A 25,832-nucleotide genomic window follows, 5' to 3' on the forward strand; every position below is an offset into this window, starting at 1 on the left:
GAAACCGCCCGCGGCAGCCGTCCGGCCTGCCGCAACGCCGGCCGGGAAACCGTGCGGAAATCCGCAACCGCCCGGCCGCGCCGCGCGGGGCGGCCGTGACCGGCTGGCGCGCCCTGCCGCGCTCGCCGGCCCTGCCGTGGCTCCTGGGGCTCGCGGCGGTGGTGGCCGCGGCCCTGCTCGCCGGCCGCCAGGCCGAGCGGGCGGCGCTCGCGGACCTGCGGCGCTCGGCCTCGGCCACACTGGCGCTCCACGTCGCCGCCTTCCGCACCGAGATGCAGAAGCAGGGCTCCCTGCCGCTGGCCCTCGCCAGCGACCCGGAGATCGCCGCGGTGGTGGGCGCCTCGCCGGATCCGGGCCTGATCGCCCGGGTCGACGACCGGCTCGCCGAGATCGCCCGGGCGTCGGGCGCGGCGGTGGTCTACGTCATCCGCCAGGACGGGCGCGCGGTCGCGGCGAGCAATGCCGGCGAGCCGGGCAGCTTCGTGGGGGCGATGTACGCCTTCCGGCCCTACTTCCAGCAGGCGCTGGCCGAGGGCGCGGGCCGCCAATTCGCGCTCGGCACGGTCAGCGGCCGGCCGGGCCTCTATCTCAGCCGCCGGGTCGCGGGCCCCGGCGGGCAGACCGGGGTCGTGGTGGTCAAGGTCGAGTTCGACGGCATCGAGGCCGCCTGGCGAAAAGGGGCCGAGGCCGGCGGCGAGACCGTGATGGTCACCGATCCCCGCGGCATCGTGCTGGTGGCGAGCGAGCCGGCCTGGCGCTTCGGCACCCTGCGCCCAGTGCCCGACGACGAGCGCCGGCTGATCCGCGAGCGGCTCGAATTCGGCGAGGCGCCGCTCAAGCCCCTGCCGCTCTACCCGGCGGCGGACGGGACCCTGGTCCGGGTCGGCCACGGGGCCGAGCCGGCGCGGCTCGCCATGCCGCTCGACGCCGCGATCCCGGGCACCACCTGGCGGCTCCACACCCTGACCCGGATCGGGGTCGCGGTGGCGCGCGAGCGGATCCAGGCCCAGGTCATCGCCGGCCTCGCGGTCGGGCTCGCCTGCCTCGGCCTCGCCGAGATCGTCGGGCGGCGCCGGCGCGTGCGGGCGAGCCTCGCCGAGGCGGCGACCCGGCGCACCGAGCTCGAGGAGCGGGTGCGGGTGCGCACGCAAGCCCTCACCGAGGCCAACCGGAAGCTCAAGGCCGAGATCGCCGAGCGGCAGCGCGCCGAAGCCGAGCGCCAGCGCCTCGGGCGCGAGCTCGCCCATGCGGGGCGCCTCGCCGCGCTCGGCCAGTTCGCCGCCAGCATGGCGCACGAGATCAACCAGCCGCTCGCGGCGATCCGCTCCTACGCCGACAATGCCGGCATCCTGATCCAGCGCGAGCGGCTGCCGGAGGCGACCGAGAACCTCGCGGCGGTGGGCCGCCTGACCGAGCGCATCGCGGTCCTGACCCGCCAGCTCAAGGGCTTCGCCCGCAAGGCCTCGGGCCGGCGCGATCCCGTGGCGCTCGCCGGCGTGGTGCGCACGAGCCTCGAAGTGGTGGAGGGGCGTCTCGGAGGGATCGATCTCGCCCTCGCGCTGCCCGCGCCGTCGCCTTATGTCCTTGGGGAAGGACCGCGGCTGGAGCAGGTCGTGGTCAACCTGGTGCAGAACGCCCTCGACGCGGTCGCGGGCGTCGACGCGCCGCGCATCGCCGTGACGGTGCGGGTCGCGGGGGAGCGCGCGGTGCTGGAGGTGGGCGACAACGGCGGCGGGCTGCCCGAGGGGGGCGCCCAGGTGTTCGACGCCTTCTTCACCACCAAGACCGGCGGCCTCGGCCTCGGCCTCGCGATCTCGCGCGGCATCGTCGAGGAATGCGGCGGCACCCTCTCGGCCGGCGCCTCGCCGGAGGGCGGCGCGCTGTTCCGGGTCGAATTGCCGCTCGCCCCCGCCGCGGCCGTGCCCGGCCACCACCAGAAACCCGGAACCGAGGGAGCCGCCGCATGAGCGCACCGTCCGACCGCGTGGTCTTCGTCGACGACGAGGAGGAGGTGCGCCGGGCCAACGGCCAGAGCCTCGACCTCGCGGGCTTCTCCGTCGAGACCCATGCCGACGCCGAATCGGCCCTGCGGGCGGTCCTCGCCGATCCGCCGGGCGTCGTCGTCACCGACGTGCGCCTGCCGGGGCTCGACGGGCTCGGGCTCTTCTCCGCCCTGCAGGAGGCCGATCCCGAGCTGCCGGTGATCCTGATCACCGGCCACGGCGACATCACCATGGCGGTCCGGGCGATGCGGGCCGGCGCCTACGACTTCCTGGCCAAGCCCTACCCGGCCGAGACGCTGGTCGCCTCGGTGCGCCGCGCCCTCGAGCGCCGCAAGCTGGTGATCGAGAACCGCTCCCTGCGCTCCCGCCTCGACGCCGCGGTGGCGGAGGACCCGGCCTTCCTCGGCGTCTCCCCGGCGATCACCCGCCTGCGCCAGTTCGTGCGCGAGGTGGCCGAGGCCGATGTCGACGTGATGGTGCTGGGCGAGACCGGCTCGGGCAAGGAGGTGGTGGCGAGCGCGCTCCACCGCTGGAGCCGGCGCGCCAAGGGCAACTTCGTGGCGATGAATTGCGGCGCGCTCCCCGACACCGTGGTCGAGAGCGAATTGTTCGGCCACGAGGCCGGCGCCTTCACGGGGGCGCTCAAGAAGCGGGTCGGGCGCATCGCGCATGCCGACGGCGGCACGCTGTTCCTCGACGAGATCGAGAGCATGGCGCTCACCATCCAGGTCAAGCTCCTGCGGGTGCTGCAGGAGCGGGTGGTGGAGCCCCTCGGCACCAACGCGGTCCAGCCCGTCGACATGCGGGTGGTGGCCGCCACCAAGATCGACCTCGGCCAGGCGGCCGCGCAAGGGACGTTCCGGGACGACCTCTACTACCGCCTGAACGTCGTCTCCGTGGCGATCCCGCCCTTGCGCGAGCGGCGCGAGGACGTGGCGCTCCTGTTCGAGCATTTCCTGCGCAGGGCCGCCGCCCGCTTCAACCGCGAGCCGCCGCCGGTCACCCCGTCGATCCGCGAGCACCTGAGCCGGCACGACTGGCCCGGCAACGTGCGCGAGCTCGGCCACTTCGCCGAGCGCTGCGCGCTGGGTCTCAACCCGACCGGCCCGGCCCAGACCGAGCCGGCAAAGCCCGCGACGCTGGCCGAGCAGATGGACCGCCACGAGCGTGGCCTGATCCGCGACGAGCTGATCATGGCCGGCGGCGACGTGCGGGTGGCGGCGGAAGCGCTCGGCACCCCGCGAAAGACCCTCTACGACAAGATCGCCCGCCACGGCCTCGACCCGAACGACTACCGCTGAGGCAAGCTCGTCAGGCCGGCGGCACGAAAGCCGTGACCTCGAAGAAGGTATAGGCGAAGCTGCCCTCCGGCCACGCCGCGCGGTCGAGAGCGGCGAGGCCCGCATCGAAGGCCGGCCCGTCGGTGAGCCCGGCCCGGATCGCCTCGTCGCGGATGCCCGCCACCATCGCCGCGAAGGTGCGACGCACGAAGCCCTCGGCAAGGTCCGGCCGGGTGCCATCGGCGTAGACGAGGTGCGGCAGAACACGAATATCGGCGAAGCCGGCCTGCCGCAGGAGCGGCGAGAGCCGCCGCCCGATCTCCGGATCGCCGCCCGCCCTGCGCTGCAGCGCCGCCTGGCAGGCGATGGCGGCCCGCGCCGCCGCGTCCTCCGGATGCAGCAGGATCGATCCGTGATCGCCCTCGATCACCGTCAGGCTCCCGCCCGGCCGCACCACGCGGCGCAACTCGGCCAGGACCGCCGGGGGATCGGGAAGGTGCTCCAGCACGAAGCAGACGAAGGCATGATCGAAGCTCGCCCGCGGGAAGGGCAGGGCCTTGAGATCGGCCTGCCGCAGCGCCGGCACGGGCAGGCCGGCGGCCCGGATACGCGTCTGCGCCTCCGCGAGAGAGGCCGCCGCGATGTCGACGCAGGTGAGAACCGCGTCGGGATTCTGCCGCAGGAGCGGGATCGTCTGGGCGCCGACGCCGCTGCCCGCCTCCAGCACCGTGCCGCCGGCGGGATAGCGGGCGCCGCGATGCAGCCGCGACTCCAGCGTCGCTGCCTGGTCGCACAGGCGCGCCTGTTCCGCCGCCGCGTAGCCGTGAACGTAGTCGTGGTCCCGTCCCATCCGCATCCTCCCGGTCGGGGACGATCCTCGCCCGGAGCGGCGACGGGGGTCTTGAACGCGATTGCGGCTTCAGGCGAGGGCGGCGCGGTAGCGGGCCGGCGTGACCCCGTACTGGCGGACGAAGGCGCGGGTCATGTGGCTCTGGTCGGCAAAGCCCGCCTCCGCCGCGGCCGCCGCGGGCCCGGATCCCGCCGCGAGGAGGCGGCGCGCCAGGCGGACGCGCTGCTGGATCAGGTAGGCGTGCGGCGTCGTCCCCACCGACCGGGCAAAGCCGCGGAGCAGCTGGAAGCGGCTGACCCCCGACAGCCCGGCGAGTTCGGCGAGGGTCACGGCCTCTGCGGGCGCCTCCTCCAGCCGCCGCAACGCCCGGGCGACGGGCGGCGGCGGACCGCGGCGCGGAGCCGGGCGGCTGCCGTAGCGGGCAAACAGCGGCACGAGGACCCGGACGAGGTCCTGCTCGACCGCGAGGGGATCGGGCCGGTCCATCGCGAACAGTCCGAAGAGCCCGATGACGCCCGTGGCGAGGGCCGGATCGCGAAGCGCCGGACGGGCGAGTTCGACACCCTTGCGTCGCTCCTCCGGGAGAAGGTCGGCGAGGCGGGACGGGTCGAGATAGACCATCCGCCAGGTTCGGACGGCCGAGCGGACCGGCACGCCGTCGTGGATCTCGCCCGGATTGACGGTGATGAGGTCGCCGGCCGCCGCCTCGACGGCGCCGAGGCCGCTCCAGGAGCGGTGAGCGCCGGCCACCACGACGCCGAAGCCGAGCTGGTCGTGAGCGTGGCGCGGAAAGGCACGGTCGGACGAGACAGAGACCGCCTCGAGGCCGGGCAGGCCGCTGCGGTGCTGCCGCGCCCTGTGCCGCTCGTCCCGCATGCGTGCCGGCTTCCCCACCCGCGATCCGCCGGCAGGATCCACTGCCAGGATCCACTGCCAAGGGCGTCGAAAACGCGAAGAGCCCGGCCGTGAGGCCGGGCTCCGCTCCGTCGCGATGACGGAAAGTCGGGTCTTAGTACGAGCCGAACTTGTAGTTCAGGCCGGCGCGGACGACCGCGAACTCGGTCTCGCGACGGTACAGGTTGGCCGGGCCGACCGACACGACGCCCGGCGAGAACACCGAGTACTGCGTGCCGTTGACGGTCTGAGCGAACACGCCGTTGTTGCGGTTGCCCTGATCCAGGTTCACGTACAGGCCTTCGACCTTGAGGGTCACGGCCGACGAACGGAAGAAGTTCAGGAACGAGTCGGTGGGCAGAGCGTACTCGACGCCGCCGCCGACGGCCCAGCCGGTCTGGAAGTTGTCGCGCGAGCTGTTCGGCAGGCCGAAGTCGCGACCGCCGCCCGAGCCGTAGGCGAAACCGCCGGTGGCGTACACGAGGGTGCGGTCCCAGGCGTAGCCGAGGCGGCCACGGACGGTGCCGAAGAAGTCGAGGCCCGAGATGCCGTTCGGGTTGAAGACCAGGGTGCCCGGGTTGATGGCGCCGCCGGCGACGGTGGCGAAGGCATACTGGTTGCGGCTGCGGCCGAAGTCGACGTACTGGGCGTCGGCCTCGATACCCACGACCACGCCCGAGCCCGGGGTGAACTGGTAGTTGTAGCCGATCTGGCCGCCGCCGACGAAGCCGTCGTTGCTGTTGCGGTTGCCGAAGGCGAGGACGCCGGTGGTCGGGACGCCGGCGGCGGTCACGAACACGCTGCTGGCGGCGGTGGCGCCGGCCGGCACGCCGACGACGGTCGGGGCGCGGGTGTCAGCGGTGTTGAAGCCGTAACCGGCGTTGAAACCGGCGTAGAAGCCCGTCCAGGTGAAGACCGGCACCGGGGTGAAGACCGGCGGCGGGGCAACGCGACGCGGCAGGTCCGCGGCCGAGGCAGCGGCGGTCAGCGCGGTGAAGGCAGCGAAAGCACTCAGGAGTTTCTTCATGATGGTCCCCAGCAGGTTCCCCTATCGACACCAAGCTAGACCATTTCCGTGGCGCACGATGTAGCAGTTAGGTCACATCGGACAGGCAACGACACGGCCGGCGGCCGGGCTTCCGAGGGAAATGTCAAGCCTGCCGGCAAACCATCCAGGGGATCCACCGGGCGCCGGTGGCGCGAATTCGGGCAGAGGCCCGTCCGCCGGACGGGGATCCCGGATTCAGACCGGCGGGGTGCCGTTCGCCGCGAGCACCGCCCCCGCGAGGTAGAGCGAGCCGCAGATCAGCACCCGGGGCGGGCGCTCCCAGGCCCGGTCGCCGAGCGAGGCCAGGGCCGCCTCCAGGCTCGGCGCCGTCGCGGCCGTGAGGCCCGCCCGGCCGGCGATCTCGGCGACCTCCTCGGGCGGCCGCGCCGCCATCTGGCCGGCGAGCGGCACCGCCACCAGGAAGCGGGCGAGCCCGCTGAAATTGGCCAGGAACCCCTCGGCGTCCTTGGTGCCGAGGAGCGCCGAGACGAGGACGAGGGGGGCGTCGCCCCGCTCCTGCAGGTCGGCCATCGCGGCGGCGAGGATGCGCCCGCCATCGACGTTGTGGCCGCCGTCGAGCCAGAGCTCCGAGCCCGGCGGGAGCAGGCCGGCGAGGCGGCCCTGGCGCAGGCGCTGGAGCCGGCCCGGCCACTCGACGGCGGCGAGCCCGGCCTCGAAGGCCTCGGTGCCGATGTCGCCGAAGCCGGCGGCGCGCAGGGCCGCGATCGCCGTGCCGGCATTGACGATCTGGTGGCGCCCGGCGAGCCGCGGCCGCGGCAGGTCGAGGAGCCCGTCCTCGTCCTGGTAGACCAGCCGGCCGCGCTCCTCGTGGGCCGAGAAATCCTGGTTGCCGACGAGGATCGGCGTCGCGCCCACCGCCTCGGCCCGGGCGCAGAGCACCGCGTCGGCCTGGGCGTAGTCCTGGGGGGCGATCACCGCCGGGCAGCCGCGCTTGAAGATGCCGGCCTTCTCGCCGGCCACCGCCTCGACGGTGTCGCCGAGATATTCCGCGTGGTCGCGGCCGATCGGCGTCACCACGGCGCAGGCCGGCCGGTCGATGACGTTGGTGGCGTCGACCCGGCCGCCGAGACCCACCTCGAGCAGGAGCACGTCGGCGGGCGCTTCGGAGAACAGCAGCAGGGCCGCCGCGGTGGTGATCTCGAACACCGTGATCGGCGCGCCGGCATTCACCGCCTCGCAGCGGGCGAAGGCTTCCGCCAGCCGGTCCTCGGGCACGAAGCGGCCACCGCCGACGGCGCCGAGGCGGATGCGCTCGTGGAAGCGCACGAGGTGGGGCGAGGTGTAGACGTGGGCGGCGAGGCCGCCGGCCTCCAGGATCGCCCGCATCGTGGCGATGGTCGAGCCCTTGCCGTTGGTCCCCGCGACGTGGATCACCGGCGGCAGCCGCCGCTCCGGGTGGCCGAGCGCCGCGAGCAGGCGCTCGATCCGTCCGAGCGACAAATCGATGGTGCGCGGGTGCAGGGCCAGGAAGCGCGCCATCAAGGCGTCGGAGGATTCCATCGGGGTCTTCCGCGGGGTCTTCCATCCGGCCCGCCGCCGGTGCGGCGGGCGCGAGAGGGGATCATACGACGGCCGGGCGAGCGGACGGCAAGGCCGAAATCGGCTCCCGCGGCACGAAGCGGGGCGCGATCCTGCGATGCGCCCGGATCAGGCCGGGACGGCGCGGGGCTCGGGCTTCGGCTCGACCTTCGGTTCGGGCCTGGCCTCGGCCTTGGGCTCGGGGACCGCCTCGGCCAGGGACGCAGCCGGCACCTGCATCAGGAGGCCGCACAGGCGCGCGATGGTGGTCTTCATCTCGCGGCGGTGGACCACCTGGTCCACCATGCCGTGCTCCTTCAGGTACTCGGCGCGCTGGAAGCCGTCCGGCAGCTTCTCGCGGATGGTTTGCTCGATCACCCGCGGGCCGGCAAAGCCGATGAGCGCCCCGGGTTCGGCGAGGTGCACGTCGCCGAGCATGGCGTAGGAGGCGGTGACGCCGCCGGTGGTCGGGTTCGTCAGCACCACGACGTAGGGCAGGCGGGCGTTGTTGAGGCGGCGCACCGCCACGGTGGTGCGGGGCATCTGCATCAGCGACAGGATGCCCTCCTGCATCCGCGCCCCGCCGGAGGCCGCGAACAGCACGTAGGGGGTGCGCTTCTCGAGCGCCGTCTCGGCGCCGCGCACGAAGGCCTCGCCGGCCGCCATGCCGAGCGAGCCGCCCATGAAGCCGAAATCCTGCACCGCCAGCGTCATCGGCAGGCCGGCGACGCGGCCGTACCCGACCTTGAAGGCGTCGGTCATGCCGGTCTTGGCGCGGGCGTCCTTGAGCCGGTCGGCGTAGCGCTTCTCGTCGCGGAACTTCAGGGGATCGGCCGGCGCGTCGGGCAGCGGCACGTCGAGCCAGGTGCCCTGGTCGAACATCAGCTTCAGGCGCTGCTGCGCGGTGATGCGCAGGTGGTGCTCCGAGCCGGGAATCACCCAGCCGTTGGCCTCCACCTCCTTGTGAAAGACCATCTGGCCGGTCTCCGGGCACTTCACCCAGAGGTTCTCCGGCGTCTCGCGCTTGAACAGCGTCTTGATCTTCGGGCGCACGACCTCGGAGATCCAGTTCATCGCCTCGACCATGATCGCTCCTCGGTCGTCGGAATCGTAACGGTTCTAGATGGGGATGCGGCTCAGCCCGCGCGACCGGCGCGCACGCCGGCCGCCAGTTCGCGCACCAGCGCCGTCACCGCCTCGACCGAGCCCGCCCCGGCCTTGCCCTCGCCGTCGAGGGAGCGGGCGAGGGTGTCGACGATCGCCGAGCCCACCACCACGCCGTCGGCGGAGCGGGCGAGCGCCGCGGCATGCGCGCCGGTCTTGACGCCGAAGCCGACCACCACCGGCAGGTCGGTGTGGCGGCGGATGCGCTCGACCGCGCTGCCCACGACGCCGAAATCCGGGGTCGCCGTGCCGGTGATGCCGGTGATCGAGACGTAGTAGACGAAGCCCGAGGTGTTCGCGAGCACGGCGGGCAGGCGCGCCTCGTCGGTGGTGGGGGTGGCGAGGCGGATGAAGGCGAGGCCGGCCTCGAGCGTCGGCAGGCAGAGCTCGTCGTCCTCCTCCGGCGGCAGGTCGACCACGATCAGCCCGTCGATGCCGGCCGCCTTGGCGTCGTCGAGGAAGCGGGCGACGCCGTAGGTGTAGATCGGGTTGTAGTAGCCCATCAGGATCACCGGCGTGCCGGCGTTCTCGGCCCGGAAGCGGCGCACCAGCTCCAGGGTGCCGGCGAGCGTCTGGCCGATCTTCAGGGCGCGCAGGCCCGCCGCCTGGATCGCCGGGCCGTCGGCCATCGGGTCGGTGAAGGGCAGACCGAACTCGACGATGTCGGCGCCGGCCTCCGGCAGGGCGCGCAGCACCTGCAGCGAGGTCTCGGGGTCGGGATCGCCCGCCATCACGTAGGTGACGAGGGCGGCGCGGCCTTCCGCGCGGCAGCGGGCGAAGGTATCGGCGAGACGGGTGGTCATGCGATCTCTCAGGCCTCCGGGAGCGGCGGCCAGCGTGTCGATCACGCGCGGGCTCGGGGCGGGGCGAAGCCGTCGCGCTACACCATTGGGGAGCCGAGGTGAAGCCGGCCCGGCGCGGCTGCGCGACCGCATGGGCCATCGGGCCGACCAGCGCGCACGTGCCTCAGGCGAGGGCCAGGCGGTAGAACCGGGTGTCGATGGCCATCCTGGGAAAGGCGGATGGCAGGGTGTCCGCCGCGACGGCACGAAAGCCGTTCTTCTCGTAGAAGCGGTGCGCGGCCAGGAACTGCTCGGTCGTGCCGAGATAGATCTCGCGCAGGCCTTGCACCCTGGCGTCCTCGATCAAGCGATGCAGCAGGGCCTGAGCGACACCGTGCTCGCGCCCGCGAAAACCGGCCTCCACGAACATCTTGCGAAGGGCGCCCTGCCGCGCACCGATATCCTTCAGGCCGAGGGTACCAACGAGTCGACCGTCGACCTCCGCGACCAGGAAGGCGCCGTGCCCAACCTGATAGAATCCCGGGATGTCGTGCAGATCGGGCTGGTCGTCCTCCGTGATCGCGAACCCGAATTCGTCCCGCTGGATCGGCAGGATAATCCCGATGACGTCCCGCGCGTCCTCGGGCCTGAAGGTTCGAATCCGGAGCGCGGTCATGGCTATGAAGTCTCCCCGATGGCGGCTAAATCAGACGCACGCTTCATTCCTTAGGGAATGGGCTGGCAATCCCGATCTCGCGAACTAAACAAAACTTGGGTATCCATAGAAAAGCACGACCGGCACTCGAGCTGCAAGCCATTTGCTCCCCGGTCGCGGCGCCGGGTCGGGCACCCGCTTCAGGAGGTTCGATCGGCGGCGCCGGCTGCAGCGGCGCGCAGGGATGCGAGCGTGATGCTTCCGTCTTCTCCAAGACCGATGCGCTCCGCATCACCCGCAAGCAGCAGCCCGAGAGCGTCCTTGAGGTTTGCCCCGCCGGGCAGGCATGGGGCGTCGTCCGGTACCCGCTCCGCCAGCTGGGCCGCCGTAGCCGGCAGCAGGGCGAGGCGCCGGAGCCATCGATCGGAGCCCATGAAACGCTCCGCGAAGGCGTCGGCCGGCCGGGCGAGCAGGCGCTCGGGCGCGTCGACCTGGACGAGGCGCCCCTCGCGCATCAGCGCCACCGTGTCGCCCATCCGCACCGCCTCGTCGAGGTCGTGGGTGACCATCAGCACGGTCTTCCCGAGCCGGACGAGGATACCCCGGACCTCGTCCTGGAGACGGGCGCGGGCCACGGGATCGACGGCGCCGAAGGGCTCGTCCATCAGCAGGACCGGCGGGTCGGCGGCGAGCGCCCGGGCGACGCCGACCCGCTGGCGCTGGCCGCCCGAGAGCGCGTCCGGCCGCCGGTCGCGGACCTCGCCGGGATCGAGGCCGACGAGGTCGAGCATCGCGTCGACCCGCTCGGCGATCCGCCGGGCGTCCCAGCCGAGGAGGCCCGGCACCGTCGCGACATTCTGGGCGACCGTGCGGTGGGGAAACAGCCCGACGCCCTGGAGCACGTAGCCGATGCGCCGGCGCAAGGAGATCGGGTCGAGCCCGGCGACGTCGCGACCTTCGACCCACACCCGGCCGGCGCTCGGCGCCACCAGGCGGTTGACCATCTGCAGGGCCGTCGACTTGCCGCAACCCGAAGGGCCGATCAGCACGCAGGTCGTGCCGGCCTCGACCGTGAGGTCGAAGGCGTCGAGCGCCGGCCGGGCCTGCCCGGGATAGGTCTTGGCCGCGCCCTCGAAGCGGATCATCGGGGTGATCGCCGGATTCTTCAGCAGCCGTGGCAGATCGACCCGAGGGTGCGCTTCATCCGGGCGTCCCAGGCCTTGTCGCGGGCGGCGGTCGCGGCCTGCGCCTTGCGGGCGGAATCCGCCACGTCCGGCTTGACCCCCTCGGGCCTCGCCGCCGCCTGGGCGGCGTCGCCCCGGCGGGGCTGGCGCCGGCCTGCCGGCGTGGCGGGGCTCGCCGCCGGCGCGGTCACGCCCAGGGGTGCCGTGCCGGCCGGGGCGGGGACCTCGGTCTGCGCCGCGGCGGTGCCGGCGGCGAGCGCGAGGAGGGTGCTGGCGAGGAAGAGGCGCATGGCGGGGTCTCGGGGCCGCCCGCCGCGTCGCGGGAGGCCGGTGAAGAAGAACGGACGTCCCACCTTATGCGGTTTCCGCAGCGCGCGACACCGGCGCCGATCGGCGCATCCGCGTGCCCTGTTCGCAGCGCGGCGGCGTGGGAGTGACAGGACCGGCCCGCTCCGGCAGGGTCGCCCGCTCGCCCGCGCCGGAGGCCCCGATGACCCGCCGTCCCGATCCCGCGCCACGGGCGCTCCCCACCCGACGCGAGGCGGTGGAGGCGGCGCTCGCCCGCCTCGCGCCCCGGGTGCCGGAATTCGAATCGGAGGCGATCGTCGATCGGGCGCTGGCGAGCACCGGCCTGCGCAATGCCGCGCCCGAGACCGCCGCCTGGCTCGGCATGGTGGCTTACGCCCGCCACGTCTTCACCGAGTACGATTCCCTGCTGGAGGAGGGCTACGACCAGGACAGCGCCCGCCACTTCGTCCTCGACGACCTCAACGCCGTGCTGGCCGAGTGGGGCGTGCGGCGGCGGATCGGCGAGGACGAGGAGACCGCAGGATCCGGCGTCTCCTGATCCGGCATCTCTTGATCCGGAACCTCTGGGGGCGAGCCGGCGTGACCGTTCCTATATGACGAGGCAGCCCCGCCCGACCTTCGAAGCCCGATGACCGCCCCGATCGCCGACGTCCTGATCCCGCTCGCCCTCGACCAGGCCTACAGCTACGCCGTGCCGCCCGAGCTCGTCCTCCAGGAGGGCGACGTGGTGCAGGTGCCGCTCGGGCCGCGGGAGACCGTCGGCGTGGTCTGGTCCCTGCGCGACGGGGCGGGCTCGAACCTGCGCCGCGTCAGCGGACGGGTCGGCGTCGAGGGCTTGAGCCCGGCGCTGCGCCGCCTCGTCGAGTGGATCGCCCGCTACACCCTGGCGCCGAAGGGCCTGGCGCTCGCCATGACCCTGCGCCTGCCGGAGGAGAGCCGCACCGAGACCGCCAAGGTCGGCGTGCGGGCGACCGGGATGCCGCCGAGCCGGATGACCCCGGCCCGGGGCAAGGTGGTGGCGGTGGCGGCCGACGGCGCGGTGCGCGGCAAGCGCGCGCTGAGCCTGGAGGCCGGCGTCAGCGCCAGCGTGGTCGACGGCCTGATCGACGACGGCGTACTCGAGACCGTGGCGCTGGCGCCCGAGCGGGTCGCCGAGCCGCCGGACCCCGACCACCCGCACGATCCCCTCTCGGGACCCCAGGCCGAGGCGGCCCGGGCGCTCATCGCCACGCTCACCGCGCCGCCGCGAGACGGCGGGGCGGCGGGCGAGGGCGGGGTGACGCTGCTCGAGGGCGTGACCGGCTCGGGCAAGACGGAGGTGTATTTCGAGGTGGTGGCCGAGGCCCTGCGCCGGGGCGTGCAGTCGCTCGTGCTGATGCCCGAGATCGCGCTCACCGCGCAGTTCCTCGACCGCTTCGCCAAGCGCTTCGGCGTGCGTCCCGCCGCGTGGCATTCCGGCGTCGGCGGGCGCCGTCGCGAAAAGATCCGGGCGGGCGTGTCGTCGGGTGAGGTGCAGGTGGTGGTCGGGGCCCGCTCGGCCCTCTTCCTGCCGTTCCGCACCCTCGGGCTCATCGTGGTCGATGAGGAGCACGAGGGCGCCTACAAGCAGGATGACGGCGTGTGCTACCACGCCCGCGACATGGCGGTGGTGCGCGGCAAGCTCGAACACGCCGCCGTGGTGCTGGCCTCGGCGACGCCTGCGATCGAGACCCGGGTCAATGCCGAGCGCGGCCGCTACCGCCGGGTGGTGATGCCCGAGCGCTTCGGCGGCCGGCGCCTGCCGGAGATCCAGGCCATCGACATGCGGCGCGAGAAGGTGCCGCGCGGGCATTACCTGTCGCCGAGCCTGGTCTCAGCCATCGCCGAGACCAATGCGCGCGGCGAGCAGGCGCTGCTCTTCCTCAACCGGCGCGGCTACGCACCGCTGACGCTCTGCCGGGCCTGCGGCCACCGCTACCAATGCCCGAACTGCTCGACCTGGCTCGTCGAGCACCGCTTCCGCCGGGCGCTGGTCTGCCACCATTGCGGCCATGCCGAGCGCCGGCCCGAGGCCTGCACCGAGTGCGGCACCTTCGACAACCTCACCGCCTGCGGCCCCGGCGTCGAGCGCATCGCCGAGGAGGTCGCCGCCACCTTCCCGGACAAGCGGGTGATCGTGCTGTCGAGCGACTTTCCCGGCGGGGCCGAGCGCCTGCGGGCCGAGCTCCAGACCGTGGCCGAAGGCGGTTGCGACATCGTGGTGGGCACCCAGCTCGTCGCCAAGGGCCACAACTTCCCGCATCTGACGCTGGTGGGCGTGCTCGATGCCGATATCGGACTCACCTCCGGCGATCCCCGCGCCGCGGAGCGCACCTTCCAGCTGCTCCAGCAGGTGACGGGCCGCGCCGGCCGCGGCGAGAAGCCGGGCCGGGCGCTCGTCCAGACCTACCAGCCCGAGCACCCGGTGATCTCGGCGCTGATCTCGGGCGATGCCGAGCGCTTCTATTCCGAGGAGACCGCCGCCCGCGAGGTCGCCGGCCTGCCGCCCTTCGGCCGGCTCGCGGCGCTGGTCATCTCCTGCACCGACCGCGAGGCGGCCGAGGCCCATGGCCGGGCGCTGGCCCGCGTCGCCGAGCCGCCGCCCGGCGTGATGGTGCTCGGCCCGGCGGAAGCGCCGCTGGCGCTGGTGCGCGGCCGCTACCGCTTCCGCCTGCTCGTCAAGACCGAGCGCGAGATCGACCTCCAGAGCTATCTGCGCGATTGGCTCGCCCGCGGGCCGAAGCCGCGGGGGAATCTCAGGGTCGGGATCGACGTCGATCCGCAGAGTTTTCTGTAGCGTGGAAACCCAAACACTCTGACCGCGCGGAGGACCACTTGGGGTGGTGGGCAGACGTTAGATTTTGGCAACGGTTGGCGTTCCCTGATGGAATGCCATCTGCCAGTTGCCGTCGATCAGCTTCCAAACTGAACTGCGCAGCGTGTGCAGGTCCGGCGCTCCTTCCACCTTCCGAACGGTTCTATAGGTTAAAAGCACGACGCCCGCAGAGAGGATCCTCAGCTCGTATCCGTAGGCGATCAGCTCCGATCGCTCGCGACCCTGCTCCGTGGCCAGTCTGCGAACGATTTCATCTTTCCCGTATGCCGCGCCAGATCTTCCGAATTCAAGAAAATCATCTGCCAGGAGCGCGGCCACCTTATCCGGCGAGCTACGAATGGCGGGATCATGCAGACGTTCTTCCAAGCCCCTCACGAGATCCATTTTGCTTGGCGAAGCCATCCTGATCTCCACTGCCATCTTGGCTCAGCAAATTCGTATTGCCCGCAAGAGATCGAAGTGAGCCACTCATATCGCCAGACTGATCCTATCCTGTCCTCGGGTTACCCCGGCGCCGCAGCCCCTACCGCTCGGCAGGCCCCGCCCGTCCCGCCGAGCAGCCGGTCCACCGCCGCGTCGAGCTGCGGGTCGCGGCCCTCCGCCCAGGCGGCGGGGTCGGAGGGGATCGCGAGGTCCGGCAGCACGTCGGTATTCTCGAGCCGCGTACCGTCGGTGCGGTAGAGCGGGACCTGCGGCAACCCGTAGGTGAGGCGCGGCACGATCGGGGAGGGCACCCACCAGACGAAGGTGCCGGTGCCGGCCACCGGCTCGCCGACCAGGGGACCGATGCCGAGGTCGCGGTAGCCCTGCGGGAAGATCGAGGCGTCGGAATAGCTCGCCCCGTTCATGAGCACGGCGGAGGGACGGCTCCAGCGGTCGCGCGGGTCGCTCTGGACCGGGCCGGTCCGGGGCGCGAAGGTGAGGTAGGGCCGGCCCGACAGCATCGTCAGCAATTGGTTGTGCAGGTTGCCGCCGCCGTTGAAGCGCACGTCCACCACCAGCCCCTCGGCGCGGCCGAAGCGCCCGAAAACCTCCGCGAAGGTACTGCGGTAGGAGGCGGCGTTCATCGCCCGGACGTGGACGTAGCCGAGACGCCCGCAGGAGCGCGCCGCCACCGCGTCCCGGCGCCGGCGCCGCCAGCGCTCGAAGGCGAGGTCGCGCTCGCGCTCCAGGCTCACCGGCACCCGGCGCTCGCGCAGGACCGTCCCGTCCGGCTTGGCGAAGGCCACCTCGACCCGCCGGTCCTTGGCGCCGCGCAGGAGGCGGCGCAGGCCGCCCGCCTCGGGTACGGCCTCGCCGTCGATCGCCGTGATCACGTCGCCGGGGGCGAGCCGGGTGTCGCCGGCATCGAACGGCCCGGCGGGCAGGATCGCGGCGACGCGCATGCCGGGGCCGGCAAAGGTCTCGTCGTAGTAGAGGCCGAGGGAGGCGGTCTGCTCGCCCGCCGGCACGCTCGGGGCGACGAAGGCCCGGGTATGCGAGGCGTCGAGCTCGCCCGCCATCTCGGACAGGAGCTCGGCGAGGTCGCGCGCGTCGGCGAGCGCCGGCAGGAAGCGGGCGTAGCGGGTCCGCACCGCGTCCCAATCGACCCCGTGCATGCCGGGATCGAGGAACTTCGCCCGCGTCAGGCGCCAATATTGCTCGAAGCCCGCCGCGAGGCGCGCCGCCGGGTCGTGGCTCGCATCGGCCTCGACCCGGACGTGGCGCGGGGTGCCCTTGGCGAGGTCGATCTCGGTGAAGCCGGTCCCGAAGAGGACCACCAGGACCTTCTGGTCGCGGCTCAGCCGCACCGGCAAGGGACTCCGATAGGGCAGATCCGAGAAGACCGTGCGTCGCGTGCCCCGGCGCAGGTCGCGGACCGTGCCGGTCAGGGCGTAGCCCTCGCCCTTCGGCCGCTCGCTGCGCTCGACCACGAGCAGGCTCATCCCGTCGCGCAGCATCGCGGCCAGGACCACGTCGACATGGCCCTGCGACAGCCGGTGCTGCCGGTCCTCGAGGCCGTCCGGATCGAAGGGCTGGAGCGGGGCGGGTGGGCGGGCGGCGGCCCGCGGCGGCGAGGCCCCGGGCTCGGCGGTTCTGGTCTCGGCGGTGTCGGGCTCCGTTCCCCGGGGCGGATCGGCCGGGCGGGGCGCCTCGGGCTCGACCGGCACGCGAAGGCGCGCCTCGTAGGCGTCCCGGGCCCGGCGCGAGGCGAAGACCGCGTCGATGTCGGCCGGCTCGGTGGCGCCGGAGGCGGAGTGCAGGTCCTCCGGCTCGCTGCGCCAGACCAGCATGCCGCCGTCGGGGCTCCACTGCGCCTCGCTCTGGCCCTCGCCCGCAGGCGCCACCCGCTCGGCCGGCCGCGTGCCGTCCGCCGGCACCACCGCCACGTTGTCGGTGAAGCCGCGGTCGAGCTGGACCGGCAGCGCCAGCCAGCGCCCGTCCGGCGACCAGGACAGCCACCACGATCCGTCGCGGTAGGGATAGAACCGGCCCGGCGGCACCACCTCGCGGTCGGCGCCGGTCGCGGGATCGAGGACGTGGACCGCGCCGCGGTCGAGGATGTAGGCCAGCCGCCGTCCGTCCGGCGACCAAGTCGGCAGGAAGGCGTCGCCCGGCGGGGTCGGCAGCGCCCGCTCGACGAGGCGGGTCGCCTGCGCGAAGCCGCGCTCGTCGGGCTCCGCCGGCACCGCCTCGTAGAGGCCCCAATGCCCGTCGCGCTCGGCCGCGTAGGCGAGGCGGCGGCCGTCGGGCGAGAAGGCGGGGCTGCGCTCCTCGCCCGCCGTGCGGGTGATCCGCTTGACCGACCTCCCGTCGCGGGCGGCGACGTAGATCTCGCCCTGCGCCACCAGGGCGACCTCGTGCCCGGACGGCGACAGGGCGAGGTCGCTGAACTCGGAGGTGCGGGCCTGGACCTCGTCGGGAAAGGTCGCCTCCGGCGCGGTGATCGGCACGGGCTCGGGCGTCTCGCCGCCCGCGCGAAGCCGGTAGACCTGCCCGTCGCGGGCGAAGGCGAGGTCGCCGGTGCGGGAGGCGGAGAGGGAGCGCACCGGCGCACCGTCGAACCGCGTGACCTGGCGCGGCACCCGGTCGGCCAGGGACAGGCGCCAGACGTTGAGCGTGCCCGAGGCCTCGCCGAGATAGGCGATCTCGCCGCCGGGCAGCCAGACCGCGCCGCGGTTCTCGCGGGTGCCGTCGGTGAGCCGCTCGTGGCGCCCGGTGGCGGCGTCGTAGAGCCAGACCTGGCGCACCGCCTGCGACACCTGATGCTGGCGGAAGCGCTGCTCGATGTTGGGGCTGGTATAGAGGAGGCGCCGTCCCTCCGGATCCCAGGCCGCGTCGAGGGCGGCGTTGGGCAGGACGAGGGTCTCGCGCCCGCCCGCGAGCGGCACGGCGTAGACCTGACTCGCGAGTTCGGAGCGGAGCGGGGGCGCGAAGGTGCGGGTCGCATCGCCCAGGCGCGCCGAGGCGAACAGCACCGACCGACCGTCGGGCGTCACGCTCATCGGGCGCTCGTCGAGGGAGTACCAGGTCAGGCGCCGCGCCTCGCCGCCGCCGGCCGGGACGCCGTAGAGGTTGAGGGCGCCGGAGCGGTCGGAGGCGAAGGCGAGGCTCCGCCCGTCGGGCGCCCAGACCGGCGTCTCCGCGTGGGCGCCGGCGCCGGTCAGCGCCCGGGCCTCGCCGCCGGCGGCCGGCACGGTCCAGATCCGGCCGCGGGACCGGAAGGCGATGCGGCTCCCGTCCGGCGACAGGGCCGGCTCCCGCAGCCAGAGCGTCCGCGGCTCCTCTCCCGGGTGCTCCTCCGCCCGATGCTCCTCCGCGCGGCCTTCCGCCGTGCACAGGAAGAGGAGCGCGGTGACGAGGAGCCTGCGCATGGCGGACCGTCGGGGCGAGAGAGCGTCGTTCTCTCCCAGCGTAAGGCGACAGCCCTGCCGCTGTCGAGCTTACGCGACCTGCTGCGGCGCCGCGGCGGTGCGGCCATGCGCGCCGGCGAACAGCTCGTGCAGCTCGCCGCCGACGGTCCGGGCGATGCGGGTCGAGGCGGCGCCCTCGGTCCGGTCGGAGACGATGGCGCGCAATGCGTCGGCGGTGCGCTTCTCGATGGCGTAGAACAGGCTCTCGGCCGCCTTGGCGTTGGCGCTGAGCAGCACCGCGGCGAGGTCGTGATAGGCCTCCTTCAGGAGGTAATGGGACAGGCGCTCGGCGGCCTGCTCCTCCGTCAGTGCTTCGTCGCCCATGGCCCGCCTTCCCTTCACCGGAGCGCGCAGCGTGCGGGAGCTGGATTGCGCGAAGCTTGCGCCCGATGGCTCCCTGTCCGGCCCGAGCCCGCAAATCGAAACGATGCGTTTCGATCGTTTCTGTTTTCAGGTCGATCCGGTGGGGCCAGGATGCGGGCTCACGGGACGGCCGCCCGGCGGGCGACGCAAACCCCCTCGGGGCCCCTTCGGAAGGAGCAGATGCGATGAGCTGGCACGGTGCCGACGACCCCGTTCCGGGCAATGCCTTCAGCTGCGACGCGATCCAAACCCTGATCGTGCCGCGCTCGCGCGACCTCGGCTCCTTCGCGGTCCGGCGGGCGCTGCCCTCGACCGAGTGCCGGATGGTGGGTCCGTTCGTGTTCTTCGACCAGATGGGCCCGTCCGAGTTCGTGCTCGGGCAGGGCATGGACGTGCGGCCGCACCCGCATATCGGGCTGTCCACCGTCACCTATCTGTTCGACGGCGAGATCATGCACCGCGACAGCCTCGGCACCGAATTGCCGATCCGCCCGGGCGAGCTGAACTGGATGACGGCGGGGCGCGGCATCACCCATTCGGAGCGCACTGGCAGCGCCCTGCGGCAGACGGGCTCGCGGCTGTTCGGCCTCCAGAGCTGGGTCGCCCTGTCGGCGCGGGACGAGGAGACCGCCCCGGCCTTCGAGCATTACGACGCCGGCGCCCTGCCGATCGTCTCGGGCGAGGGCAAGACCGTGCGGCTGATCGCCGGCGAGGCCTACGGCGCGCGCTCGCCCGTGCGGACCTCGAGCCCGATGGTCTATGCCGACGTGACGCTCCAGGCCGGATCCGTCCTGCCCCTCGACGCGGAATACGACGAGCGGGCGATCTACACGGTGTCGGGAGCGATCGAGATCGCCGGCGACGGCTTCGGCCCGGGCCAGCTCCTGGTCTTCCGACCCGGCGACCGGATCAGCGTGCGGGCGACGGAAGATTCCCGCTTCATGGTGCTGGGCGGCGAGCCGATGGATGGCCCGCGCCACCTGTGGTGGAACTTCGTCTCCTCGCGGCCCGAGCGGATCGCCCAGGCCAAGGAGGATTGGCGCCAGGGCCGGTTCGACACGGTGCCGAACGACGCCGAGTTCATCCCGCTGCCCGAGGACCCGCCGCCCGTCCGCTATCCGTGAGCGCAGCGAGGGCGGCTCACGCGCACACGACCTGGACCATGACGTCGCGGGCCCTCTCGGCGGGCGCCGCCGTCCAGGGCGTCGGCGGTGCGCACGGTGACCGGCGCCGCGCCGCTGCTGCCCTGGTGGACCGGTGCCGAGATCCGGATCTCGGCATGGCGGCGCCCGACCCCGCGACGGCCGTCATGGTGCCGATGGTGAAATCGCCGGTCGAGGCCAGGATGCTACCCTGAGGGAGGCCGTCGATGGAGACGCTCTCGCCCAGGCGTGCCCGGACCGACAGCGGCGGCATGATCTTGGACGGCACGATGCAGGACGCCGCTCCGTCGGACCGCACGACGAACCCTCGGCCCGATCATCCGCTCGGATCGGCGTAGCGTCGCACGAGGTCGCGCAAGGCCGGGGCGGGCGGCCCGTAGCTGACGATCGTGACGTCGAGATCGCAGGTCCCGACCACACGCAGCGCCCGCAACAGGGCCGCGTCGATCCACGCCTCCGCGTTGCCGAAGGCCCCGCCGCCGAGCCGCGTCAGCAGCACGCGGTCGGACGCCCCGCGGGCCGCGTTGATCACACCGGCGAGCAGCGTCCCCTCGTAGGCGGCCTCCAGCACCAGGCGGGCGAAGGGCGCCCAGTCCGCCTGCGGCAGGCCCGCATAGGCGACCGGCAGCGCCGAGCAGAAGATCTGGCTGACGCGCGGACGCGGCGCCGGCCCATCGGTGACCTCGACATCCGTGTGCAGGCCGAGCCTCAGCCGGCCGCGCAGGTCGTCCAGCGCCTCCTCGTCCGCTTGGTCCAGGTTGGCGGCGATGGCCGCGAGCCCCTCTCGCGTCGGGAGCGCGTATCCGTTGCGCATGCTCCACAACGCCGTCCGCACGGTACCGAGGCGCCAGGCGAGGGCGTCACCGAAATCGGCGAGCCCGTCGAGCTGCCGCCCGGCGGCCTGGCCGGTCCCGTCGCCGACGGGCACGAGGTAGTTGCGGTAGATCGTGGCGGCGCCGGCCGCCATGGCGCAGGCCGGACCCTGGGTCCGATCGTGGGCGTAGCGGGCGACGCCATCCTCCGGGGCGACGTCGGGCCCGACCATCTCCAGCATGTTGAACTGCGAGGCGACCTGGAACAGCGCGCCCCGGTTCTCGGGCAGGCGGTGCATGGCCCGCACGTCGCCCTCGGCGATGGACAACCGCGGCCGGCCCGGCCGACATAGACCGAGGGCCGACGCGCGCAGCTCCGCCACCGATGGCAGCGTCAGCGTGCCGATCGCGAAGCGATCGCCGGTCCGCTCCTGCACGAGGCGAGCCTCGCTGATGCGCAGCCGTGCCTGGGTCTCCGCGTAATCCATCTCCCGAAATCCGGTCAGCCGCTCGAACCAGTCCATCGCGCACCTCCCGGCTCCAGCTCATATCCGATGTCGCTTCGATTCACGACGACCCGATCCGCGAGACAAGATCGAATGATGCGACATGTCGCATATGCACGCAGACGGTCAAAAGGGCGATGATTATATTTGTTTACTAATCAATTCATTTATATGAATCGAAAATAATCTGCGACGACGACGTATTTTATGGTAATTTCGCCTGCCATGGGGTAATTTTTAGAATATATTGCAAATATCTTCGCTAAATATATTGTATTATCTTATAAAAGACGTGTCTCGCAGATTCATGTGCCTGGATCGGGCGATCCCGACAGCATCGCAACAACCGCCATATCACCATGAAGCGGCGCTCTGGCGGCTGAGGCCGAAGCGCTCGTGAGAGGAGTAGGGCGTCCTGTCTCCCGGCGGGATACCGGCTCGGACCCTGCCAGCAGTACTTCAGGGGGCCTGCTCGGGTGATCGATCCCCAACACGATCCGCCCAGACGATCGAGCATCATGCTCGCCGCTCAAGCCATCCGAAATAAATGTATTATTTAGATACCAGACGACCGAAGCAGCTGCGCCTCAAGGTCAGTCGATTTGGCGGAGAGGGAGGGATTCGAACCCCCGATGGACTTGCGCCCATGCCGCATTTCGAGTGCGGTGCATTCAACCGCTCTGCCACCTCTCCGCGGGCGCCGTCGCCAGCGCAGGCGGGGCATTAGCATGGGTTCTCGCCGGACCACAAGCGGGGACGGCGAGAAATCCGCGATCAGGCGATCGCGCGGCTGCCCGCGAGGCTGATGCGGCGCTGGCCGGGGATGCGGGTCTCGGCGGGGCGGCGCTCGGTGCGGGACTGGGCGAACAGCACCGCGCCGGCATGGCCGGCGACGCGCACCAGGTCGGTCTCGGTACAGGCCGAGGCGACGCGCAGGCCGAGGGCGTGGAGGTGGCTCTTGCCGTACAGATAGGCGGCGAGACGGGCGCGGGTGCCCGACGGGATGTCGGCCAGCACCGTCTCCACCACCTCGGAATCGCCGCGATAGAGCGTGCCGAGCACGTCGAGGGAGACCGGACAATCGTCGGGGGCGGACGGGCGAGCCTGCGGCGCGGGCATGGGAACCTCGGGGAGGACAACAAGAGATCTTGGATTGCCCCCAGGGTCCCCCCTCGTGATTAACAGAAGGTTAAGCGTGGCCGTAAAAACCCGGAAATCCAAGTCCTCCCCAGACCTGATGCACCGGGGCCACCGTCCTGGTGTCGGGCTGTCCCGGACCCGCCCCGCCCGAACGGCTGCCGGCGCAATGGAGAGAACGTGAGATCGGGGTGAAACCTGCGACATCGCCCCGCGGTGACTGGCGGCGTCTGGACGCCGCCGGCAGGGAACCGCAATTACTTTCCCGCGTTGACCACACCGCCTGGAGGCCGGGGGCGGTCACGGGTGCCGGTGGATCGGGTCGATCCAGTAGACCGCCTCGGGCCGCTCGACGGGCTCGATATCGGTGATGTTGACCACCACCGCCTCGTTGTCGGAGCGCACCAGCACGCATTCCAGCACCTCGTCCGGCGAGGCGTTGATCTCCTGGTGCGGCACGTAAGGCGGGACGTAGATGAAGTCGCCGGGGCCGGCCTCGGCGACGAATTCGAGCCGCTCGCCCCACCGCATCCGGGCGCGGCCCCGCACGACGTAGATCACGCTCTCCAGCGCCCCGTGATGGTGCACGCCGGTCTTGGCATCGGGCTCGATCGCCACGGTGCCGGCCCAGATCTTCTGTGCCCCGACCCGGGCATGGTTGATCGCCGCCTGGCGGAACATGCCGGGCGTCTGGGCGGTGTTGGGGTCGAGCTTGTCGCCGGTGATCACCCGGACGCCGTCGTGCTTCCAGGCAGTCGCCTCCACCGCAGGGTCATGGGAATGGTCGTGGGAATGATCGTGGTCTTGCGACATGGCGGGCTCCAGCTGGGCGAGAGCCCGCATCCTGCGCCACGGCGCAGGCCCGCGCCAGGGTGATGGCCCTTCGAGCTTGTTTGATATAAAGAACAAATCTCGGTTGCCCGCGAGTGTCTCGGGCCGAAGATGGCGGAGGAACACGCGATCTGCTCCGAAACAGCGCGGCGCCAGAAGCTTCTTGTCTTTCGAGTTGTTCCATAAAAAGAACATTCTCGTTGACAGGCCGGCCCGATCGACCGATGCTGTCCTGGCATTCGAGGCCGGCGACCGGCCTCTCGCCGCGGTGATTTGAGGCGATTGCGCCGCGAGACCAAACGCTAAAGCACCCCGGCGCCGGACGGCGCCGGTGGGCCAACCCGGAGACATGACGCGATGCTGCTCTGCCGCATGCCCTGCGCCGACCGCGCCGTTCCGGCCTCCGCCGCCCTCTGTCGATGCGGCGTGCGCCGCGACCTCGTTCGCGCCGCCCGCCCGGGCCGCTGAACCGGCCCGATCCCTGCATCACCCCATTCGCAAGACGTTTTTGCGCGGCGCCCGAGCGGCGGCCGCGACTGGAGATCGTTGCCCATGCAGCCCGCCCGCATCGTCGAGGTCGGCGAGACCTCGGCCGGGATCGTCGTTCCCGAGACCGACGGATTCCGCTTCTTCTCCGCCCACCCGGACTTCCACACCCTCGAGGGCCGGATCTTCCGCAGCCCGCGCCACGCCACCCGGGCGGCGCAGGACCTGCACGCCCGCAAGCGCAGCCGCCGCCTCGCCGCCTGAGCGGGGATCGGACGGATCATAATCTCGCGCCTCGGCGCCGACGCCCTTCGGGCGTGCCTCGCCGCGCCGTCGAACGGAGCGTTCGACGGCGCGGCGATCCCGGACGAGGGAAGGGGCCGTCCCGCCGGGGCGGCCCCTTCCCGTTTCAGCGGTTGCGGGCGAGCAGCAGGATCCAGCCGATCCCGATCGTCAGGACCAGGATGCCGATGGTGGCGAAGGCCGGGGTGCCGTGCTCCATCAGGCGGGGGGCGAGCTGGGTGGCGAAGGCCGCCACCACGAGGCCGACCGCGACCCGGGCGGCGGCCCGCTCGATGCCGCGGGTCAGCTTGTCCATGCCCTTGAGCTCGATCTCCACCGTGACGCGGCCCTGCTTGAGGCGCACCAGCATCAGGTGGATCAGCGTCGGCAGCTCGGAGGCGGCGCCGTAGAGCCCGGTCGCCAGTCCCTGGAACCGGCCCTTCAGGTCCTTGACCGAGAATTGCTGCCGCATGTGGCGGCTGACCGTCGGGCCGGCGGCCGCGAACAGGTCGAAGGCCGGGTCGAGCTGGCGCATCACGCCGTCCGCCGTGACGAGGCCCTTGAACAGGATCGCGAGGTCGGTCGGCATCGCGAGGTCGTTCTCGCGCGCCATGGTCATGAAGTCGGTGAGCACGAGGCCGAGATTGAGCGTCGCGCCGTTGTGGCGGGTGACGAAGGATTGCGAGGCGGCTTCGAGCTTGGTCAGGTCGGGGTTGCTCGCGCCGGTCCAGTCGAGCAGCACCGCCATCAGCCCGTCGGCATCCTCCTGCAGCATCGCGCCGATCAGCATCAGGAGCTGCGAGCGGCGGCGCTGCGACAGCCGCCCGACGATGCCGAAATCGATGAAGGCGATGCGGTTGCCGGGCATCGCCAACAGGTTGCCCGGATGCGGATCGGCGTGGAAGAGGCCCTCGATCATCGCCATCTGCAGGAAGGCGTCGACGCCGCGCTGGGCCAGCACCTTGCGGTCGAGCCCGGCCTCCTCCAGGCGCTTGGTGTCCGTCGGCGGGATGCCGTGGATGAATTCCTGAACCAGCACCCGCTCGGAGGTGTATTCCCAGTAGACCTTCGGGAAGACGACGTCGTCGCGGTCGGGGAAGAGCGCCGCCAGCATCTCGCAGTTGCGGCCCTCGTTGGCGAGGTCCAGCTCCTCGCGCAGGCCGTTGGCGATGTGGCGCATCTGCTCGGTCGGCCGGTAGCGGGCCATCTCGGGCCACTCGGTCTCGACGATGCGCGAGGCGTGCGACAGGAGCCGCAGGTCCGCCTCGATGATCTTTTGGAGCCCCGGGCGCCGGACCTTGACGATCACGTCCTCGCCGGTCTCGAGCCGGGCGCGGTAGACCTGGGCGATCGACGCCGAGGCGATCGGGTTGGTGTCGAATTCCGAAAAGATCTCGGCGGGCGGGGCGCCGAGATCGGCCTCGAGCTGGGGCCGGATCACCTCCCAGGGCAGGGGCGCGACCTTGTCGTGCAGCTTGCCGAGCTCTTCCGTCCATTGCGGCGCCAGGAGGTCGGCGCGGCTCGCCAGAACCTGGCCGAGCTTGATGAAGGTCGGCCCCAGGGCCTCGATCGCCCGGCGCAGGCGCTCGGGCTGGGACAGGCGCGCGAGGTCGACGGCGGGAGCGCTGCGCCAGGCGAGGCGGGGAATCGCCCGCAGGCCGAGGCGGTCGACGACCTTGTTGACGCCGAAGCCGATCAGGATGCCGGCGATTTCCTGGAGGCGCTGGCGGTCGCGCGCCGCGACGATGGCGGTTTTCAGCATCTGCGCGTCGAATCTGCTCGGCTGGGATGAAGGGG

At 72.2% G+C, this 25,832-nt stretch carries 23 protein-coding genes and 1 tRNA gene; 7 read left to right on the forward strand and 17 right to left on the reverse strand.

Going from position 1 to position 25,832, the window contains the following annotated elements; all coding sequences use genetic code 11:
- Nucleotides 1-95 precede the first annotated feature (95 nt).
- On the forward strand, nt 96-1,967 hold the full coding sequence (locus miv_RS12410; protein WP_207183006.1) for a sensor histidine kinase: 1,872 nt from the start codon (nt 96-98) through the stop codon (nt 1,965-1,967).
- Entirely contained in the window at nt 1,964-3,304 is a 1,341-nt protein-coding gene (locus tag miv_RS12415; RefSeq protein ID WP_207183007.1) for a sigma-54-dependent transcriptional regulator, read from the forward strand. Before miv_RS12410 ends, miv_RS12415 begins: the two co-directional genes overlap by 4 nt.
- A 10-nt stretch (nt 3,305-3,314) precedes the next feature.
- Here miv_RS12415 and miv_RS12420 read toward each other — a convergent pair whose 3' ends face one another.
- The 9 genes from miv_RS12420 to miv_RS12460 form a co-directional block, all read right to left on the reverse strand.
- Entirely contained in the window at nt 3,315-4,133 is an 819-nt protein-coding gene (locus miv_RS12420; RefSeq protein WP_207183008.1) for a methyltransferase domain-containing protein, read from the reverse strand.
- A gap of 69 nt (nt 4,134-4,202) precedes the next feature.
- Nucleotides 4,203-5,009, reverse strand: coding sequence for an AraC family transcriptional regulator (locus tag miv_RS12425; protein WP_207183009.1), 807 nt, complete (start codon nt 5,007-5,009; stop codon nt 4,203-4,205).
- A 133-nt stretch (nt 5,010-5,142) separates the two neighbouring features.
- On the reverse strand, nt 5,143-6,054 hold the full coding sequence (locus miv_RS12430) for an outer membrane protein (RefSeq protein WP_207183010.1): 912 nt from the start codon (nt 6,052-6,054) through the stop codon (nt 5,143-5,145).
- Nucleotides 6,055-6,270: 216 nt separating this feature from the next.
- Nucleotides 6,271-7,596, reverse strand: a complete 1,326-nt coding sequence (locus tag miv_RS12435; protein WP_058620248.1) for a bifunctional folylpolyglutamate synthase/dihydrofolate synthase — start codon at nt 7,594-7,596, stop codon at nt 6,271-6,273.
- Between the two features lie 147 nt (nt 7,597-7,743).
- Nucleotides 7,744-8,700: an acetyl-CoA carboxylase, carboxyltransferase subunit beta gene (gene accD / locus miv_RS12440; protein WP_048428944.1), complete on the reverse strand. Its 957-nt coding sequence runs from the start codon at nt 8,698-8,700 to the stop codon at nt 7,744-7,746.
- 50 nt (nt 8,701-8,750) lie between these two features.
- Entirely contained in the window at nt 8,751-9,581 is an 831-nt protein-coding gene (gene trpA, locus miv_RS12445; RefSeq protein ID WP_048428945.1) for a tryptophan synthase subunit alpha, read from the reverse strand.
- A gap of 163 nt (nt 9,582-9,744) precedes the next feature.
- Nucleotides 9,745-10,236, reverse strand: coding sequence for a GNAT family N-acetyltransferase (locus miv_RS12450; RefSeq protein WP_207183011.1), 492 nt, complete (start codon nt 10,234-10,236; stop codon nt 9,745-9,747).
- Between the two features lie 179 nt (nt 10,237-10,415).
- Entirely contained in the window at nt 10,416-11,360 is a 945-nt protein-coding gene (locus miv_RS12455) for an ABC transporter ATP-binding protein (protein ID WP_207183012.1), read from the reverse strand.
- Nucleotides 11,361-11,380: 20 nt separating this feature from the next.
- Nucleotides 11,381-11,689, reverse strand: coding sequence for a hypothetical protein (locus tag miv_RS12460; RefSeq protein ID WP_048428947.1), 309 nt, complete (start codon nt 11,687-11,689; stop codon nt 11,381-11,383).
- 200 nt (nt 11,690-11,889) lie between these two features.
- On the opposite strand from miv_RS12460, the gene miv_RS12465 reads away from it, so the two are divergent.
- Nucleotides 11,890-12,246: a DUF2293 domain-containing protein gene (locus tag miv_RS12465; RefSeq protein WP_207183013.1), complete on the forward strand. Its 357-nt coding sequence runs from the start codon at nt 11,890-11,892 to the stop codon at nt 12,244-12,246.
- Between the two features lie 90 nt (nt 12,247-12,336).
- Nucleotides 12,337-14,523: a primosomal protein N' gene (locus miv_RS12470; protein ID WP_048428949.1), complete on the forward strand. Its 2,187-nt coding sequence runs from the start codon at nt 12,337-12,339 to the stop codon at nt 14,521-14,523.
- Between the two features lie 57 nt (nt 14,524-14,580).
- Here miv_RS12470 and miv_RS12475 read toward each other — a convergent pair whose 3' ends face one another.
- From miv_RS12475 to miv_RS12485, 3 genes are all read right to left on the reverse strand, one after another.
- The gene (locus tag miv_RS12475; protein WP_207183014.1) at nt 14,581-14,982 is read right to left on the reverse strand and encodes a nuclear transport factor 2 family protein; all 402 of its coding nucleotides are present in this window, start codon (nt 14,980-14,982) and stop codon (nt 14,581-14,583) included.
- Between the two features lie 83 nt (nt 14,983-15,065).
- Nucleotides 15,066-18,416, reverse strand: a complete 3,351-nt coding sequence (locus miv_RS12480) for a S41 family peptidase (RefSeq protein ID WP_207183015.1) — start codon at nt 18,414-18,416, stop codon at nt 15,066-15,068.
- A 69-nt stretch (nt 18,417-18,485) separates the two neighbouring features.
- Nucleotides 18,486-18,779, reverse strand: a complete 294-nt coding sequence (locus miv_RS12485; RefSeq protein WP_048430983.1) for a hypothetical protein — start codon at nt 18,777-18,779, stop codon at nt 18,486-18,488.
- 224 nt (nt 18,780-19,003) lie between these two features.
- On the opposite strand from miv_RS12485, the gene miv_RS12490 reads away from it, so the two are divergent.
- Nucleotides 19,004-19,942 carry a pirin family protein gene (locus miv_RS12490; protein WP_207183016.1) on the forward strand — a complete coding sequence of 313 codons (939 nt, stop codon included), beginning with the start codon at nt 19,004-19,006 and terminating at the stop codon, nt 19,940-19,942.
- A 38-nt stretch (nt 19,943-19,980) separates the two neighbouring features.
- Entirely contained in the window at nt 19,981-20,175 is a 195-nt protein-coding gene (locus tag miv_RS12495) for a hypothetical protein (RefSeq protein WP_207183017.1), read from the forward strand.
- A gap of 122 nt (nt 20,176-20,297) precedes the next feature.
- Here miv_RS12495 and miv_RS12500 read toward each other — a convergent pair whose 3' ends face one another.
- The 4 genes from miv_RS12500 to miv_RS12515 all read right to left on the reverse strand — a co-directional run bounded on the left by miv_RS12500 (nt 20,298) and on the right by miv_RS12515 (nt 23,249).
- Nucleotides 20,298-21,317, reverse strand: coding sequence for a hypothetical protein (locus tag miv_RS12500; protein ID WP_207183018.1), 1,020 nt, complete (start codon nt 21,315-21,317; stop codon nt 20,298-20,300).
- Between the two features lie 585 nt (nt 21,318-21,902).
- Nucleotides 21,903-21,992: transfer RNA gene (locus tag miv_RS12505), tRNA-Ser, on the reverse strand.
- Nucleotides 21,993-22,073: 81 nt separating this feature from the next.
- Nucleotides 22,074-22,418, reverse strand: coding sequence for a hypothetical protein (locus miv_RS12510; protein WP_048427042.1), 345 nt, complete (start codon nt 22,416-22,418; stop codon nt 22,074-22,076).
- Between the two features lie 318 nt (nt 22,419-22,736).
- The gene (locus tag miv_RS12515; protein ID WP_082711483.1) at nt 22,737-23,249 is read right to left on the reverse strand and encodes a cupin domain-containing protein; all 513 of its coding nucleotides are present in this window, start codon (nt 23,247-23,249) and stop codon (nt 22,737-22,739) included.
- Nucleotides 23,250-23,819: 570 nt separating this feature from the next.
- On the opposite strand from miv_RS12515, the gene miv_RS12520 reads away from it, so the two are divergent.
- Nucleotides 23,820-24,017, forward strand: coding sequence for a hypothetical protein (locus tag miv_RS12520; RefSeq protein WP_048427040.1), 198 nt, complete (start codon nt 23,820-23,822; stop codon nt 24,015-24,017).
- Between the two features lie 145 nt (nt 24,018-24,162).
- Here miv_RS12520 and miv_RS12525 read toward each other — a convergent pair whose 3' ends face one another.
- Nucleotides 24,163-25,797 (reverse strand): ABC1 kinase family protein, encoded by a 1,635-nt coding sequence (locus miv_RS12525; protein ID WP_058619365.1) that lies wholly within the window; start codon nt 25,795-25,797, stop codon nt 24,163-24,165.
- Nucleotides 25,798-25,832 lie beyond the last annotated feature (35 nt).

This window comes from Methylobacterium indicum, from assembly GCF_017347565.1.
Taxonomy (GTDB): Bacteria; Pseudomonadota; Alphaproteobacteria; order Rhizobiales; family Beijerinckiaceae; genus Methylobacterium; species Methylobacterium indicum.